Annotated in this window: 16 protein-coding genes and 1 pseudogene; 12 read left to right on the plus strand and 5 right to left on the minus strand. The window is 63.9% G+C overall.

Features of this window, described 5'->3' with window-relative positions:
* Positions 1-171 precede the first annotated feature (171 nt).
* Positions 172-936, plus strand: a complete 765-nt coding sequence (locus tag KI243_RS17630; RefSeq protein ID WP_177082977.1) for an SDR family oxidoreductase — start codon at positions 172-174, stop codon at positions 934-936.
* A 163-nt stretch (positions 937-1099) separates the two neighbouring features.
* A complete protein-coding gene (locus KI243_RS17635) occupies positions 1100-1414 on the plus strand; it encodes a hypothetical protein (protein WP_177064010.1) in 315 nt (104 codons plus the stop codon).
* 9 nt (positions 1415-1423) lie between these two features.
* Here the strand turns inward: KI243_RS17635 and KI243_RS17640 are convergent, their stop codons facing one another.
* Positions 1424-2029, minus strand: a complete 606-nt coding sequence (locus tag KI243_RS17640) for a TetR/AcrR family transcriptional regulator (protein WP_212809541.1) — start codon at positions 2027-2029, stop codon at positions 1424-1426.
* Positions 2030-2138: 109 nt separating this feature from the next.
* Here KI243_RS17640 and KI243_RS17645 point away from each other — a divergent pair, with 109 nt between their 5' ends.
* The 6 genes from KI243_RS17645 to KI243_RS17670 all read left to right on the plus strand — a co-directional run bounded on the left by KI243_RS17645 (position 2139) and on the right by KI243_RS17670 (position 9047).
* Entirely contained in the window at positions 2139-3251 is a 1113-nt protein-coding gene (locus tag KI243_RS17645) for an AbrB family transcriptional regulator (protein WP_212809543.1), read from the plus strand.
* A 40-nt stretch (positions 3252-3291) separates the two neighbouring features.
* Complete coding sequence (locus tag KI243_RS17650; RefSeq protein WP_017125946.1) at positions 3292-3600, plus strand: hypothetical protein; 309 nt, start codon at positions 3292-3294, stop codon at positions 3598-3600.
* Positions 3601-3906: 306 nt separating this feature from the next.
* Positions 3907-4656, plus strand: a complete 750-nt coding sequence (locus tag KI243_RS17655; RefSeq protein ID WP_212809545.1) for a DJ-1/PfpI family protein — start codon at positions 3907-3909, stop codon at positions 4654-4656.
* Between the two features lie 112 nt (positions 4657-4768).
* Positions 4769-6967, plus strand: coding sequence for a multicopper oxidase domain-containing protein (locus KI243_RS17660; protein ID WP_212809547.1), 2199 nt, complete (start codon positions 4769-4771; stop codon positions 6965-6967).
* A gap of 22 nt (positions 6968-6989) precedes the next feature.
* Positions 6990-7412, plus strand: a complete 423-nt coding sequence (locus tag KI243_RS17665; protein WP_017125949.1) for a hypothetical protein — start codon at positions 6990-6992, stop codon at positions 7410-7412.
* Positions 7413-7511: 99 nt separating this feature from the next.
* The gene (locus KI243_RS17670) at positions 7512-9047 is read left to right on the plus strand and encodes a tyrosinase family protein (protein WP_212809549.1); all 1536 of its coding nucleotides are present in this window, start codon (positions 7512-7514) and stop codon (positions 9045-9047) included.
* Positions 9048-9100: 53 nt separating this feature from the next.
* Here the strand turns inward: KI243_RS17670 and KI243_RS17675 are convergent, their stop codons facing one another.
* Both KI243_RS17675 and KI243_RS17680 read right to left on the minus strand, forming a co-directional pair.
* Positions 9101-9481 (minus strand): hypothetical protein, encoded by a 381-nt coding sequence (locus KI243_RS17675; protein ID WP_017125951.1) that lies wholly within the window; start codon positions 9479-9481, stop codon positions 9101-9103.
* Positions 9482-9590: 109 nt separating this feature from the next.
* Positions 9591-10331, minus strand: coding sequence for a GntR family transcriptional regulator (locus KI243_RS17680; RefSeq protein WP_017125952.1), 741 nt, complete (start codon positions 10329-10331; stop codon positions 9591-9593).
* 105 nt (positions 10332-10436) lie between these two features.
* Here KI243_RS17680 and KI243_RS17685 point away from each other — a divergent pair, with 105 nt between their 5' ends.
* The 3 genes from KI243_RS17685 (at position 10437) to KI243_RS17695 (ending at position 14622) form a co-directional block, all read left to right on the plus strand.
* On the plus strand, positions 10437-11792 hold the full coding sequence (locus KI243_RS17685; protein ID WP_212809551.1) for an adenylosuccinate lyase family protein: 1356 nt from the start codon (positions 10437-10439) through the stop codon (positions 11790-11792).
* Between the two features lie 68 nt (positions 11793-11860).
* Positions 11861-13162 (plus strand): cation:dicarboxylase symporter family transporter, encoded by a 1302-nt coding sequence (locus KI243_RS17690; RefSeq protein WP_212809553.1) that lies wholly within the window; start codon positions 11861-11863, stop codon positions 13160-13162.
* 68 nt (positions 13163-13230) lie between these two features.
* Positions 13231-14622 (plus strand): class II fumarate hydratase, encoded by a 1392-nt coding sequence (locus KI243_RS17695; protein ID WP_212809555.1) that lies wholly within the window; start codon positions 13231-13233, stop codon positions 14620-14622.
* Positions 14623-14719: 97 nt separating this feature from the next.
* On the opposite strand, the pseudogene KI243_RS17700 reads toward KI243_RS17695, so the two are convergent.
* Positions 14720-15651: pseudogene (locus KI243_RS17700) on the minus strand (alpha/beta fold hydrolase).
* A gap of 196 nt (positions 15652-15847) precedes the next feature.
* Here KI243_RS17700 and KI243_RS17705 point away from each other — a divergent pair.
* Positions 15848-16282 carry a GNAT family N-acetyltransferase gene (locus KI243_RS17705; RefSeq protein ID WP_017125957.1) on the plus strand — a complete coding sequence of 145 codons (435 nt, stop codon included), beginning with the start codon at positions 15848-15850 and terminating at the stop codon, positions 16280-16282.
* Between the two features lie 15 nt (positions 16283-16297).
* On the opposite strand, the gene KI243_RS17710 is transcribed toward KI243_RS17705, so the two are convergent.
* Entirely contained in the window at positions 16298-17194 is an 897-nt protein-coding gene (locus KI243_RS17710; protein ID WP_212809557.1) for a LysR family transcriptional regulator, read from the minus strand.
* Positions 17195-17212 lie beyond the last annotated feature (18 nt).

Genomic DNA, 17212 nt, shown 5'->3' on the forward strand with positions numbered 1-17212 from the left:
GAGGGACAAGCGTCCCCCCAACGACATCCGGCGCAAAACCCCGACAGTCTCGGCAAGTCGGCGAAAGCCCCCTCTCCAGCGTTGCGAGACAGTAGGCCTGTCGCTGACGACAGCACCTTGCAGGTGCCGATCGGGTGAATATCTCGCCGGATCACAACGCTGGAGAACAGCATGATCGATATCAAGCACAACATGCCTCGGGAAGTGGAAGGCAAAGTCGCCCTGGTGACCGGTGCCGCCAGCGGGATCGGCAGGGCCATCGCACTGTTGCTGCACGCCCGTGGCGCGAAAGTGATTGCCGAGGACCTGAACCCCGCGGTCGAGGAACTCGCCCTCCCGGGCCTGGTGCCACTGGTTGCCGACATCACCCGGGACGGCGCCGCCGAGCGTGCCGTCGCCCTGGCCGTCGAGCAGTTCGGCCGGCTGGACATTCTGGTCAACAACGCCGGCATCATCCTCAACAAACTCGTCATCGACATGACCCGTGAAGACTGGGAGCGCATTCAGGCGGTCAATGTCACGGCGGCGTTCCTGCACAGCCGCGAAGCGGTCAAGGCGATGATGCCCAACCAATCCGGGGCGATCGTCAACATCGCGTCTTATGCATCCTATTTCGCCTTCCCGACCATCGCGGCCTATACGGCCTCCAAGGGCGCACTCGCCCAATTGACCCGAACCCTGGCCCTGGAAGTCATCGAACATGGCATTCGGGTCAACGCCATCGGCGTCGGTGACGTGGTGACCAACATCCTCAACGATGTCGTCGATGACGGCCCGGCCTTCCTTGCCAAACACGGCGAAGCCGCGCCGATCGGCCGCGCGGCACAACCCGGGGAAATCGCCGAGGTGGTCGCCTTTATCGCATCGGATCGCGCCAGCTTCATGGTCGGCTCTGTGGTCATGGTCGACGGCGGCATGACCGTCACTGCCGGGTAGTCAACCTGCATTCCAACGGATCAGGGCGCAAACGGGTAAGGTCAGCAACTTCTGGCGCGTATCCGATTCGACTCCAGCCAACGCACTGAATCAATCACCGCACTCGACGCCCTGAACAACCTTGGCTATACATGACCCGCATATCCCGACAGGAGCTTCCCGCATGAGCATCATCACCACCGAAGTGGAATTCACCCTGCCCATCGGCTACCGCGACGGCGACGGCAATCTGCACAAGAACGGTGTCATGCGCCTGGCCACGGCAGGCGATGAAATCCTGCCGCTGAAAGACCACCGGGTCCAGGCCAACCCGGCCTACCTGCCGATCATCGTGCTGTCGCGGGTGATCGTGCGGCTGGGCAGTCTCGAGATGATCAATACCAGGGTGATCGAAGAGCTGTTTTCCGCCGACTTTGCCTATCTGCAAAACCTGTACAACCGCATCAACCAGGTCGACGCCGATGACAAACCGATATAGCGCGGGCCCTTATCCAACCAGCGACAGCAGATAAAGCCGCAGCATCTCCCGGGCTTCCGCCAACAACACCCGCTGCCGGGCCGGCGCTTCCTGACTGATCAGACCCACCCCCTTGAACTGGATCAGCAGCGTCCCGGCCACGGCCTTCAACCTGGCGGCGGACAGGGCCGGGAGCACCTCGCGTACCACCGCCTCGATCCCTTCCAGCATGGCCTTGCGAAAACGCTGGCGCTCGCTGTCACTGGCCCCGCCGATATCGGCCAGGTTGATGGCGAAGCGACGCTGGGACTGCAAGCCGAGGCTGAAATCGATAAACGCCGTCGCCAGTTCGTCCGGGGTCATTTCGCGTGCCTGCATGGCCAGCGCTTCAAGGGACGTCAGGGCGTGCTCGACATAGTTCAGCAACAGCGCTTCGGCAACGGCTTGCTTGGTCGGAAAGAACCGGTACAGCGAGGCGATCGCCGTTCCCGAGCGGGCAGCGATCTCGGTCATGGTCGTCGCGTCGAAACCCTTCTGCGTGAACAGTTCGACGCCGGCCTCGAGGATCGCCGCCACGCGCAAGTGCCCCCGGGCACGCTGTGGCTCCTGGCCCTTGGCGGGTGGTTTTGTTGACATATGAGAGGATGCCCTTCACTATCTTAATAGAGGATATCCTCTCATATTAGCACTCCTCCAACCCGAAGCAACGCCCGGCAACCACGCCGGCTCAATCAAGGGGCCTATCATGTCCAACGCGGATAATCATGCCGCCAGTGCCGGAGCCGGCAAGTACGTCTCGGTCTGGCAGTGGGCGGTATTGCTGGGATTGTCGGCGTTGCTGGCCATGTTCCTGACCTGGAGCGGTATTCCGGCGGCACTGCTGCTGGGACCGATGCTTGGCGCAATCATCGTGGCGATCACCTTTATCGAGAACCGGGTACGGATTGCCCGGTCAGCCTCGGCCTTCGCCCAAGGCATCCTGGGTTGCATGATCGGGAAAACCCTGGTGCAGTCGCTGTCCGGCGCGGCCATCGGCAACTGGCCGTTGTTTATCGTCGGTGTACTGGCGGTGATCGCCATCAGCGCCGCGCTGGGCTGGCTGCTGACCCGACTGCGGGTGCTGCCGGGGACCACCGCCATCTGGGGCCTGAGCCCGGGGGCCGCCACGGTGATGATCCTGATGGCCGAGAATGCCGGCGCCGACGCGCAACTGGTCGCCTGCATGCAGTACACACGGGTGATCCTGGTCGCAGTGATCGCCACGCTGATTACCCATTTCACCGGTGCCGGCGTGGTGCATGCGGTGCACACCCTCATCTGGTTCCCGGCCATCGACTGGCTGGCGCTGGCCCAGACTCTGGCACTGGTAGCCGCCGGCCCGCTGGTGGCGCGCCTGAGCAAGATCCCGGTCGCCTCGCTGCTGGTGCCGCTGCTGGGCGCAATTGCCCTCACCCACTTCGGTTTGATCACCCTGGAGATGCCGCACTGGCTGCTGGCACTCGGTTATGCCGTGATCGGCTGGCGGATCGGCATGCCCTTCACCCGGCCCCTGGTGAAATATGCCCTGAAGGCCTTTCCGGCGATTCTCGCCAGCACCCTCGCATTGATCGCCGCCTGTGCCGCCCTGGCTGCGGTGTTCGTCTTTGCCGCCGGTATCGATCCTCTCACCGCCTACCTGGCCACCAGCCCCGGCGGCGCCGATTCCGTCGCGATCATCGCCGCCTCCAGCCAGGTCGACATGCCTTTTGTCATGACCATGCAGATGGCCCGCTTTGCCGTCGTGTTGCTGGCGGGTCCGGCGATGGCAGCGTTTATCTCCCGACGCCTCGCCCCGCCAGGCAGTCGTGTGGATACCTGAAAACCCAGTCGCTACCTACTCTCGTTACGGAAGGTGATCCATGTACATTCCAGCATTCCTTGCCGGCGTATTCATCTGCAACGCCCTGCCACACCTCGCCGCCGGATTGCGCGGTGAAATCTTCCCCACGCCCTTTGCCAGGCCGCGCGGGAAAGGTCCCTCCTCGCCGCTGGTGAACTTTCTCTGGGGCATGTTCAACCTGCTGGTGGGTCTGGTGCTGTTGTCGAGGCAACCGGTGACGATCGGTGACGACCCGGCGTTTATCGCGCTGATGGCGGGAGCACTGGCGATCGGGACCTACCTGTCGATCCATTTCGGCAAGCAGCGGCGCCCTTCTGCCCCGGACTGATGACCCAGGGCCCGTGGTCGGCTTCACGCCAGTGGCGATAAACGAGCGATGCCCCTGCGCCTCATCGCCCACCGACAGACCGCAAACCGGCGACAACCTCGACGGCCTACCACTCGGCGGCTGCCGACGAAACGCCTTGCACTCGATAGGCCACCGACTATGCTCCAGCCGCTGCCCCCCAGGATATTGATCCCGGCAGCAAGGCCTGCGGCTTGCCCATCCCGGAAACCGCCTCGCTGATCAGCAGGAAGTTCACCCTGACGACGCCCATGCGTTCGCCGCGCGGTGTTCCCCAAGGAGGGAGCCATGCCAGTACCAGGACGGTACCTGATCGCAATCCCGGTCTATAACGGCGTCGATCTGCTCGACGTCTCCGTGCCCTATGAGCTGTTCAACTGGATGGCTCTGCTCGAACCGCAACTGCCCGATACACCGCCCCGAGAGGTGCGGCTGGTCTCCCTCGACGGGCCGGCCATCACGACTCGCGATGGCCTGACCCTGGGCGGCAACTTGCCGAGTTTCGTCGATACCCACGAACAGATCGACCTGCTATGGATTCCCGGCGGCGATCCCCGGGACTTGCAACGCCTGATGCTCGATCAACCGCGCATGGACTGGCTGCTGCGCCAGGGCCAGGCCGCGCAGTTGGCCGCCTCGGTCTGCGAAGGCGCCCTGCTGGCCGCCGCCGCGGGACTGCTCGATGGCTACCAGGCCACCACCCACTGGGCCTTTATCGCCTGCCTGAAACTGTTCCCGGAGATCGAGGTGGTGCCCGGCTATCCGCGTTACAAGCGCGACAGGCAGCGCATCACCGGTGGCGGCATTTCGTCGGGACTCGACGAGGCGCTGGAAATCATCGCGAAAATTTCCAGCGACACCGTGGCGCAAAAGGTCCAGCTGAACATCCAGTACAACCCCTGCCCGCCCTTCAACAGCGGCGATCCCTCGGTTGCCGAACCGCCGGTCTACACCCCTGGGGACGCCAGCCGCTGTGATATTTCCGGCATGGCCGGAACCATCGCCCAGGTCCTCCGACGCAGAGGCCACGCCCCGTGAACCGCTGGTAATCCGGAACCTGATGTCGGCTCCGATAACACTCGAATGATCAAGGGACACGCGGCCGCGATGGTCGTCGCCGTTACTCGCGCATTGGCGCAGGGAGAACAACATGGCTTCACTTCGCAGGGTCCTGGCTGGACTGTTGGTGTGTGCAAGCTCTTCGGCGGCACTCGCCGACCTGACGTCCCAAGCCTTCCTCACACCGCCCAGGCTCCTTGAAAAAGGGGCGCCGGGCCCCCTGAAGACCACCGAACTGGAACTGGCGGGCACAGGGTGCAACCCGGCGGGCGATATCACCCGCGATGGCCAGACCGTCGAGCTGAACCTGCAAGTGCAGAAGCGCGAGAACCAGATCAACAACCCGAACAATCCCGGCGGCGCGAAAGACACCGTCAAGCTGCGCTCCTACGGCGGCTGCCTGGGCGGCCCACAGATCGACGTGCGGCCGGGCAATACCTTGCGCGTGCACCTGGACAACCAATTGACCAAGGACGATCCCAGCTGTCCGAACGGCGGCGATCCGGCGGATGGCTCGCCGGGCTGTTTCAACACCATCAACCTGCATTATCACGGGCTGCACGTCTCGCCGGCGGGCAACAGCGACAACGTGCTGCTCAATATCGGCCCGCAAACCCGTTTCGAGTACGAGATCAATATCCCCACCGACCACCCTTCCGGCACGTTCTGGTACCACGCCCACCGCCACGGTTCCACCGCGCTGCAAGTCGCCAGCGGCGCTGCCGGCCCCCTGATCATTCGCGGCGACCGCCCCTACACCGGAGGCAAGCCGGGAGACATCGATACCATTCTCAAGGATGCGGCAGGCCAGCCCATTCCCGAGCAGGTGCTGCTGTTCCAGCAGATCCCCTATGCCTGCTTCGATGACCAGGGAAACATTATCCAGGATGAACTCGGCACCTGGATCTGCCCCAACGGGAAAACCGGCGTGATAGAGAACTTCGACGCGCAGCTCTCCTCACCCACCGTGTGGGACAACAGCGGGCGATTCACCAGCATCAACGGTGTGGTGCAGCCGACCATCACGCAGACATCTGCCGGGAAAAACATCCAGGCCGGCGAGATAGTGCACTGGCGCTTCATTCACGGCGGCATCCACGACACGGTGAACCTGCAGATCGTCCCCCTCGACACCACCAGCCCGAAGGCCAAGCTCGCAAACGCCCTGGCTCCCCTGGTCGGCACCCCGAAAGAACAGGCACAGCGGATTGCCGATCTCTGTCCGATTACCGTTGCGGACAGCAAGGCGCCCGTCGAACTGGTGCCGCAGTTCGAAATCGCCGCCGATGGACTTACCCGTACCTCGATCCGCCCCATCGGCGTGAACAGGAAAAGCGTGAGCGGCGGCATCGGCAGCAACTTCCTGCAGCCGGGCTACCGCAGCGATGTCCTGCTGATGTTTCCCCGCGAGGGCACCTACTGTGTGCTGAACCAGGCGGCGACCCCCGCCGAGCGCGCCAATGCCGGTGGCCCTGGCAAGGGCCCGGGCGGCCAGGGGCCGAACGAAACCCAGTTGCTGGCGACGGTCGTGGTCAAAGGTGGCAAGGTCGTGACGAGCGATCCCCAGGCGTACATCCAGCAGGCGCTCTACGACGCCAACAAGGCCGACAAGGATCTTCCCGCCGCCGCCCTGGAAGGCCTGCGTAGCGGCAACCTGTCGCCCTGGCGCGGGATGCCGGACCTCAAGGACGAGACGCCCGACAAAGAGCTGCAACTCGCCCATTTCTTCATCGGCAACCCGCCCTCGCCACCGTCGCCGGCTGCCACACCACCGGCCAAGCCGGGCGATCCATGGACCGGAGCATTTGGTTTCTACATCAACCACAAATCCTATGATCCGGATCGCATCGACTTCACCCGCCAGGTCAACACCACGGACGATTGGAAGCTGACCTCAGGGGGTGAGCCCCATATCTTCCATATTCATGTGAACCCGTTCCAGGTGATGGATGTGCTCTACGGCAAGCCCGGCGAGACGGCCAGGAGCATCTTCGGCCCCAACGGCGAATGCCTGGTGCCCGCCGACGAACTGGGCCTGCAGAACCAGTACTGCGGCATGTGGCACGAGTTCAAGGACACCATCTTCGTCCAGAACGACTATCAGGTTCTGGTACGCACCCACTACGACCGCTATATCGGCGAGTTCGTCATCCACTGCCACATCCTCGACCACGAGGACGGCGGCATGATGACCAACATCCAGATCGTCCCGGACCTCAGTGCCGCCGGCGGCGGCATCGGGATGGCCGGCATGAAGCACACCGCGCATCAACACCCGGACAAACCGTAGCACTGATAAGGAGATGTCACGCATGAGCAATCCCTTTGCTGGAAAATGGACCTACAGAAGCTTCCTCAACAACCCGGCGCTCACCGACGGCGACCCGGCCAAACTCATCAAGTTGCTGTTCGCCGAAGGCGTGTGGAACGTGGAGAACACCGCCGACAATACCTTTATCGGCGTCCTCAGCTTCGGCACCGACGCCATGGACCTGAAAGGCGTCATCACCCCGGCCCACGGCAATGTGGCCGCCCACGTGCATATCCAGGGCAGCGGACGCCCCGGCACCGCGACGAAAGATTACTTCTACGACTATGACGGCTCGCTGACCGAACACTGGCCGAATGGCGTGAACCAGGTCGCGGCCATCACCGGCTCGGTCATCCGCGTGAAGCCGCATGATGGCGCACCAGCGGGGTTGGTGGCCTCGTTCATCAGCGTCAAGGCTGGCTAGACACCCTCTGCGCTCCCCACTCCCGGATCGCCAGGGCACTGGCCTCCGGGATTCGTGCCACGGGAGCGCCCGAATGCTGTTGACGACAAGGAGTTGGACATGCCATCGACCACCAAGACCGCCCCGATCGCGAACCCGACCTGGTACGGGCAGATCCGCGATATGTTTACCTCGGTAGACAGGAACCATATGGCCGCGCAAGGCCTCGACCTCGCCAGCTACGACGCCGTGATGACCCATGCCGGCGACATCTACCAGCAGGTCGCCGGCGGCAACATGCCACCGCACAATCCCTGGCCCGCCGACTGGGTCGGTACCTTTCTCAACTGGATGAACAACGGTTACCCGAAAGGCACGCCTCCGGCGAAGTCCGGCGTGACGAACTTCACCGCCCGCGCCTGGTTGAGCGCCGCGGCTCCGGCCGGTCGGATCCGCAAGGACATCACCACGTTATCCAGCAAGGAACTCGACCTGCTCAAGAAGGCGTTTTCCGCCATGGTCGCCAAGGACCCCAGCGACCCCAACAGCTTTTTCGTCCAGGCCGCCTACCACTGGTTTCCGGCGCCCAACACCTATTGCATGCACCATGTCCCGGGCTACAACCCCTGGCACCGGGCCTATCTGGTCAGCTTCGAAAATGCCATGAGGTCGATACCCGGTTGCGAGAACGTGACCCTGCCGTACTGGGATATCACCACGCCCTTTCCCGACGTGCTCAAGAGCGCCCCCTTCGACCGCTATGTGCTGCAGAAGGACGCCAGCCCCAAATACCCGCAGGGCTACACCACCCAGCGATTCGCCTATGACGAGATTGCCCGGAATCTTGTGACGTATGACGTTACTGGCGACGTCAACCGCGCCATGAGCAAGACCGACTGGGAAGACTTCCACGGCTTCTGGTCCGGCGCCGCCTACAACACCATCATTGCCGCCCACGACGCCGGCCACAACTCGATCGGCCCGACCATGCAGGACCAGGGGATAGCGGCCTTCGACCCGGTGTTCTGGTTCTTCCATTGCAACTGGGACCGGCTGTTCTGGGAATGGCAGAAGAAGATGGAGGCCACCGACCTGCATGGCCTGCTCACCACCATCAACGAAGCGACCGACCCGGTCAGCTACCAGATTTTCACCGTTCCGGCGCTGCAGTTGCTTAACCCGTTCACCAACGATCCGCCGAAACTGAACACCGTGACGATCATCGATTCGGTGGCTCAGCTCGACATCGACTACCACTCACCGGCGGTGGCGTCGAAGGTGGCTTTCCTGACCAAGACTCAGCGCACGTTGCCCGCGTCAAAACGTTTCACCGTCGCGGCCGATCGGGTCAATGTGCGGGTCAGCGGCATCAACCGCCTGAAAATTCCGGGCAGCTTCTCGGTGCACTTGCAGAAAGACGGCAAGACCATCGCCTCCAAGGCCTTGTTTCAGCCGGAGGAAGCCCAGACCTGTGCCAATTGCGTGGCCAATGCCCTGGCCCATTTCGACTTCGAACTGCCGTTGGCCACGGTGCAGGGTGGCAAGCTCAGTGTCTGGGTGGAACCGGTGAACCAGGACTTCGTCGGCGACCGGTTTCCGCAGAAGCTGATGGGTGACCCCACCATCGACGTGACCCTGCTGCTGCAAACCGAGTGAGCGTGCCGCCGGGCCCGCACGATGACGACTTGCGGGCCCGGCACACCCTTCAATCAGGGCTTGGCGACATGCCAGACCTGGTTGACGCCGTCACCACTGGTGTCGCCCGGTTTGCTGTCCTTGACCCAGCTGTACAGCGGCATGTTCTTGTAGGCCCACTGCTGGCTGCCGTCATCACGGGTGACAATGCTGTAGCCATCGGAGGCCTTGGCACCGGCAGCGGCTGGCAGCGGCGGCCAGTTGCTCGCGCAAGGACCGTTGCAGGCGGACTTGCCCGCGCTGTCCTTGGAGAAGGTGTACAGGGTCATGCCCTTGGCATCGACCAGAACCTTGCCCGCTGCGGTGTCGGCGACCTTGGCCGGTGCATCGGCAAAGGCCACGCCGGAAAGACAGGTCATGGCGACAGCAGCAGCGAGGGTGATTTTCTTCAGCATGGGAAGCTCTCTGTTTTCAGGTTAAGTGGCCGTATCGAGGTGGCGCAGGCAGGCGCCACATACGGCAAACACATCACCCGGCGTTTTATTCGCCCCCTCTGGAAAATATTTACACCCGGTCGCGCTTCATCTGCATGACCAGGGTGAAACGATCGCTGGGATAGACCGTCTCGGACACGGCAATCAGCGCCCCGTCCTGGTCCCGGTACTGGCGAATGATGTTCAGCCCGAGGGAGCCCGCCTGGGCCTTGAGGCTGCCCGCCAGCTCGGCGCCCAACTGCACCGGTCGCACTTGCTGGTCGACCACATCGATCTGCCGTGCGAACGCCTTGCCGATCAGCGCGGCGATCAGCTCGTCGGGATGTTCCCTGGCCTGGGGGATCACTTCGGCGAAGGCCTGCTCGGCATAGACGTCGGTCCAGCACAGCGGCGCATGGGCCTCGCTGTTGTCGACCTTGATGCTCGACACACAGAAATAGTGCCCGCCCGGCTCCAGGCCCAGTCGCCGCGCCAGCGCGATATCGGCGACGAAGTGCCGGACATCCTGGATATCCCGGACATGGGTTTCCGCCACCTGCACCAGGTCGGCCACCGAGGCCAGGGCCTGGGAATAACCGCCCTGGGGCGATGCCGCCTCCACCCGCGTCCCCACCCGCTTGCGCCGGGACACCATGCCCTGCCCCTGCAACTGATCGATGGCCGCGCGCACCGTCTGCCGGCTCACCTGATACAGCGCACAGAGCTCGAACTCTGTCGGCAGCAACGAGCCGACGGGGTAACGGCCATTGCCGATACCGTCGATCAGATCCCGGGCCACCACCGCATAACGCCTCTGATTCACGCCTTCCATTGGTACCTCGCTATCGAGTTGACAGTGTATCAGCAGTCAGGCAATCATAATGTACGGACATAATATATATGTACTTAATAAAACATACAAATCAGGATTGCCGCCATGTCGAGTACCGTCTTTGATTCCGCCCTCTTTCGCGACATGTTCGGCACGGCCGAAATGCGCGGTGTGTTCTCTGATCGCGCACTGATCGAACGCTACATCGAAGTGGAAGTCGCCCTGGCCCGAGCCGAAGCTCGCTGTGGAGTGATTCCCGCCGAGGCCGCCGAACAGATCGCCGCCCTCTCCACCTACGACGCCCTCGACCTGGCCCTGATGCAGCACGAGACCGAGATCGTCGGCTACCCGATCCTGCCGCTGGTGGAGCAACTGTCGAAGATCTGCGGCGACGCCGGTCGCTACGTGCATTGGGGCGCCACCACCCAGGACATCATGGACACCGCCGTGGTCCTGCAAGTCCGCGCCGCCCTGGCTATCGTCGAGCGCGATATCCAGGCGGTGCGCGGACTGCTGGCCGAACTGGCGCTGCGTTATCGCGACACGCCCATGGCCGGCCGTACCCACCTGCAACATGCCCTGCCGATCACCTTCGGCTACAAGTGCGCGGTCTGGCTGAGCATGTTCGACCGCCATGCCGAACGCCTGGTGGAGCTGCGTCCACGGGTGGAAATCGGCCAGTTCGCCGGCGCCGCGGGCACCCTCGCCTCGCTGGGCGACAAGGGCCTGGACGTCCAGCACGCATTGATGGCCGAGCTCGGTCTGGGAATCCCGCAGGCCACCTGGCACGTGGCCCGCGACGGCCTGGCCGAAACCCTGAACTTCCTCGGCCTGGTCACCGGGTCCCTGGGCAAGATCGCCCTCGACGTCATGATGATGATGACCAGCGAGCTGGGTGAAGTGTACGAACCCTTCGTCAAGGGTCGCGGCGCCAGCAGCACCATGCCGCAGAAACGCAACCCGATTTCCTGCGAGCTGATGTACGCCGCCGCCAAGGGCGTGCGCCAGCACGCGGGCCTGATGCTCGACGCGATGATCCAGGACTTCGAGCGCTCCACCGGTCCCTGGCAGGCGGAGTGGATCGCCATTCCGGAAGCCTTCGCCCTGAGCGCCGCCTCCCTCGGCCAGGCCCGGTTCATGCTCGCGGGACTGGAAGTGCGCACCGAGCGCATGCGCAAGAACCTCGACATGACTCAGGGCCTGATCGTCGCCGAAGCCGTGATGATGGGCATGGCCCCGGCACTCGGACGCCAGGTCGCCCACGACGTGGTCTATGCCGCCTGCCGCCTGGCCAACGACCAGGGCACCAGCCTGCTCGATGCGCTGCTCGCCCAGGGCGAAGCCACCGCGCAGCTGGACATCGAGGAACTCAAGCGCCTGACCGATCCGGCCAACTACCTGGGCCTGGCCCCACGGATGGTGGATATCGCCCTGGCGCGCGAAGGCTCCGTCAGACGCTGATCGTCAGGGGCTCATGACGAGCGAGCCCCCGCCCCGACTCTCGCCAATAACAACAATGAGATCGCGACATGACTACTCTGAGCAAAAAACCGTTCTACAAGGACCTGACCTTCCAGGTCGTCGCCGCCATGGCCCTGGGTATCGCCTTCGGCTTCCTCGCCCCGGAGCTGGCCGCCAAGTTCAAGATCCTCGGCGATATCTTCCTCAAGCTGATCAAGACCGCCGTGGCCCCGCTGGTATTCTTCACCGTGGGCCACGGTATCGCCTCGGCCGGTGATATCAAGCGGGTCGGCAAGGTCGGCCTGCGGGCGCTGATCTACTTCGAGGTGGTGTCGACCGTGGCCCTGGCCATCGGACTGCTGTGGGGCAACCTGCTGGAGATCGGCGCGGGCATGCACAACGCCCATCCCAGCACGGCCACCGCCGCCGCGGCCTCGGCGGCCGTCGCCAAAGGCCATGCCCCGGCATCGACCCTGGAATTCATCTACGAGATCTTCCCCGACAACTTCGTCGGCGCCTTTGCCGGTGGTCAGCTGTTGCAGGTACTGGTGATCTCGGTGCTGTTCGGTTTCGCCTTGCTGGCGCTCAAGACCGAACGCCGTGCCGTGATCGAGGACGGCCTGAGCCGGATCTCCGAATGCTTCTTCGAGTTCATCAACCTGATCATGAAGTTCGCCCCGCTCGGGGCCTTCGGCTCGGTGGCCTACGCCGTGGGCAGCAACGGCACGGCAGTGCTGATGTCGCTGGCGAACCTGGTGCTGATGTTCTACGTGGCGATCCTGTTCTTCATCTTCGTGGTACTGGGGCTGGTGTGTCGCCTGTGGGGGTTCAGCCTGTGGCGTTTCCTCCAGTACATCAAGGACGAGATCTTCATCGTCCTCGGCACCGCCTCCTCGGAAAGCGCCTTGCCGCGACTGCTGCAGAAACTGGAGAAGTTCGGCTGCTCCAAGCAGAGCGTCGGCCTGGTGCTGCCCACCGGCTACGCCTTCAACCTCGACGGCACCTCGATCTACATGTCCCTGAGCGTGCTGTTTATCGCCAACGCCTATGGCGTACCCATGAGCTGGGAACAACAGTTGGGCGTCATCGCCATCATGCTGCTGACCTCCAAGGGCGCGGCGGCGGTCTCGGGCGGCAGCTTCGTGGTGTTCGCGGCCACGGTGACCGCCATCGGCGTGCTGCCGGTGGAAGGCCTGGCGTTGCTGTTCGGCGTGTATCGCTTCATGTCCATGGCCATCGCCACCTGTAACACCATCGGCAACAGCGTGGCGACGGTGGTGGTGTCGAAATGGTCCGGCGAGTTCTCCGAGCAGGCGGCCCAGGTCGAGTATGAGCGCACCCTCGGCCGAGCGCCCGGCGCCGCGCTCTGACCTTTTGCGGCGCGGGTCGGTTCGGCCCGCGCGATCTCCTTCGAAACCCTTTTCCCGGAGTCATCTTCATGTCCAGCATGCGCATCGAACACGACGCGTTCGGGCCCGTATCCATCCCCGCCGACCGTTACTGGGGCGCCCAGACCCAACGCGCCCTGGCCGTTTTCGGCAGCGGCAGGGAGCAGTTTCCAGCGTGTCTGGTACGCGCCTTCGGCCAGCAGAAACTGGCCGCCCTGCGCGCCAACGTGCAACTCGGCGCGCTCCCGGCCGACATGGCGGCGGCCATCGAGCAGGCGGCCGGAGAACTGATCGATGGCCGGTTCGACGAGCACTTCCCGTTGTCTATCTGGCAGACCGGGTCGGGCACCCAGACCAACATGAACGCCAACGAGGTCATTGCCAATCGGGCCAACGAGATACTGGGCAACGCCCTCGGCAGCAAGTCCCCGGTGCACCCCAATGACCACGTGAACCGCTCGCAGTCCTCCAACGACAGCTTCCCGACCATCATGCACCTGACCACCCTGCTGGAACTGCGCGGCCGCCTGCTGCCGGCGCTGGCGAGCCTGCGTGACGGACTGGACGAAAAGGCCGTGGCCTGGCGTGACGTGCTGAAGATCGGCCGTACCCACCTGATGGATGCGGTGCCCATGAGCCAGGGCCAGGCCTTCGACAGCTTCGCCCGGCAGATCGGCCATGGCATCGCCCGCGTCGAAGCCTGCCTGCCCAGGTTGCGCAGCCTGCCCCAGGGTGGCACCGCCGTCGGCACCGGGCTCAATACCCCGGTCGGTTTCGATGTGGCGTTCTGCAAGGCATTGAGCGAAATAAGCGCTGAGCAGTTCGAGCCGAACCCGTGCAAGTTCGAGGGCATGGGCACCCATGATGCGCTGGTGGAAGTCTCCGGGGCCTTGAATGTGCTGGCCGTGTCCCTGACGAAAATCGCCAACGATATCCGTCTGCTGGGTTCCGGTCCGCGCTGCGGATTCGGCGAACTGCTGGTGCCTGACGACGGCCTCACCTCCTCGATCATGCCCGGCAAGCGCAACCCGACCATCGCCGAAGTGCTGGTCCAGGCGGCCATGCAGGTCATGGGCAACCACACCACCATCACCATTGCCGGCGCCTCGAGCACCTTCGAACTGAATGTGGCCAAGCCGGTGTTGATCCACAACCTGCTGCAGTCCATCGACGTGCTGTCCAACAGTGTCAGTATCTTCACCGAGAAACTGATCAAGGGCCTGGAAGTCGATCGTGAACGGCTGGCCGGCAATGTCGACAGCTCGTTGCTGCTGGCAACGGCACTCAACCCGGTGCTGGGTTATGACAAGGTGGCGCGGATCACGCGAAAGGCCGCCGAGGAAGGGCTGACGCCGAGGGAGGCTGCCGTGCGGTTGGGCTTCATGACGGCGCAGGAATACAACCAGTGGGTACGCCCCGAAACGATGATCGCCCCCACGTGATCGTTCCCACGCTCTGCGTGGGCATGCATCATGGGACGCTCTGCGTCCGCTATCGAGGCACTGCGCAGCTGGGCGCAGGGAGCCTGAGCGCCATGGCTCAGACCGACCGCGCCTCGCCGAGGAACTGACGGTACTGTGCCACCGTCTGCTCCGTGCGCTCGACCATCGGCAGATGGCCCACGCCGTCCCAGCACTCCAGGCGGGCATGGGGAATCCCGGCGATCCAGGTCTGTGCGCTGGCCAGCGGCACCATGCGGTCCTCGCGTCCCCATAGCAGGAGGGTCGGCACCTGGATATGGCCCAACCAGGGCTCCATGCGCGGGCTGTCATGGAAGTCATCGAAGATTTCCGCCAGCTCGCTGCGTCGATCCATATAGAGCTGCGCCTCCGACGCCAGCAACACCCCGGAATCCACGGCGGCGAAGCCATGGTCATGGCGAAGAAACGGTCGAACTCCGCCCGCGAGCGGATCAGGAACGGGTTGCGACCCTGCTTGACCAGCTCTTCCACTTCATTGGGCTGCGGCAGGTTGACCCCCACCGGCCCCATCAACGCCAGGGACAGCACCCGCTGCGGGTAATGCGCCGCCAGCCAGGTAGCGACATACGCGCCCATGGAGCTGCCGACCGCATGCACCTGGTCGATCCCGCAGGCGTCCAGCATTTCGACCATGCGCTTTGCCTGGGCGGCGATACTGTAGTCGCCGCCGGCCTTGAAGCCGCTTTTGCCGTGGCCGGCCAGGTCGGGAATGATTACCTGGTGGTCGGCGACAAAACCGCGGGCGAAGCGGATCCACAGGTTCTTGTCGGCACTGAAGCCGTGGATCAACAGCAAGGGCGCCGTATTGCCCGGGGTGCCGCCCTGGAAGGTCGCCAGGGTCATCGAGTCGATCGACACCGGGATCTGTGTCAGGCGTGAAAGCCGCGCCTCGATCGCGGTAATCAGGTCGAACAGCAGCCCTCCTACACGGGGATAGGTCCACCACGCCCAGGCAACGGCCAGAGCGATGAGGGCAAGGATCAAGAGCATCAAGGCTTCTCCGGGGCTGGATTCGCGGCAGCATGTTCACCACTGCCGACTCATGGCAGCAGTCTCCCCGCTGGCGTGCCGGCAACACAAGCAGAACCGCCTGCGGCCCCGCAAGATTCATGTTCGGCACAACAACCGTCATAGCGCTTCTGCTAGGCTGCCAGGCCGGACCCTCAACCCCACCAGGCCCCCTCCGATGTTCACTATCCGTACCATGACCCTGGACGATTACCCGGCCGTCATCGACCTGATGCGCAGTACCCCCGGCATTTCCCTGCGCGAGGCGGACTCCCGCGAGTCGACCGCCCGCTACCTGGAACGTAATCCCGGGATGAGTTTTGTTGCTGAAATCGACGGCGAACCCGCTGGCTGCATCATGTCCGGCCATGACGGGCGCCGGGGCTACCTGCAGCACCTGGTGGTACTGCCGCGTCACCGCCGCCAGGGCATCGCCAATGCCCTGGTGCAGCGCTGCCTGTCGACACTGGAGTCCCACGGCATCCTCAAGTGCCATCTCGATGTGATCAAGACCAACACCAGCGCCGCCGAGTATTGGCACAGCCAGGGCTGGCAACTGCGCCAGGATATCGACCGCTACTCGTTTACCCGCTCGGACAATCACAACGTCTAGGTGCACGGCCCACGGTCAGTTGCCCAGCTTGTCCACCATCAGGTCGATAAAGCGCCGCACACGCGGTTCGAGGAAACGTCTGGTCGGGTAAATCACCAGGATCTCGACCTCGCCGGCATCCACCGCCGGCAACACCGGCACCAGGCGTCCCGACGCCAGGTCCGCGGCCACCAGGAAATCCGGCAGTTGGGCAATACCCAATCCGGCGAGGGCGGCTTCACGTAGCGCCTCGGCGCTGTCCAGGCGCATGCGGCTGCGGCCCTGGGCCTTGACCCAGGTACCGTCGCTGTCCCGCAGGCGCCAGCTTTGCTTGCGCGTGCGGCTGCTGAAGAACAGGCAGTCGTGGCCGACCAGCGAATCGATGTGCGACGGCTGTCCGTGCCTGGCGATATAGCCCGGTGCGGCGCACAGCACGGCCTTGTAGCGGGTAACCACCCGTGACACCAGTTGCCGGTCCAGGTTGGCACCGCCGACCCGTACCGCCAGGTCGAAGCCCTCCTCGACAATATCGGCCATGCGATCGCTGAAGCTCACCTCGACCTGCACCTCGGGCCATTGCTCCAGGTACTGCTGCAACAACGGCAGCAGCACCAGCCGGCCAAAGGCATCGGGTACGGTCAGGCGCAACAGGCCCCGTGGCGTGCCCGTCGCCCCGCCGACGCTGGTCTGGGCGTTATCGACCGCCGCGAGTATCTGCAAGCCCTGCTCGTAGAAGACCCGCCCTTCCTCGGTCAGGCTCAGCGTCCGGGTGGTGCGGTTGAGCAGGCGCACACCGAGGGTTTCCTCGAGGCGCGTCACGGCCTTGCCGGCCGCCGAACGGGTCAGCCCCATCGCCTGCCCGCCACCGACGAAGCTGCCGGCATCGACCACCGCCATGAAGATCAGGATTTCATTCAGGTTGGTGCGCAACATCGAAACGCCCTCCTCTGT

This window comes from Pseudomonas sp. Ost2 (assembly GCF_018326065.1).
Taxonomy (GTDB): domain Bacteria; phylum Pseudomonadota; class Gammaproteobacteria; order Pseudomonadales; family Pseudomonadaceae; genus Aquipseudomonas; species Aquipseudomonas gingeri.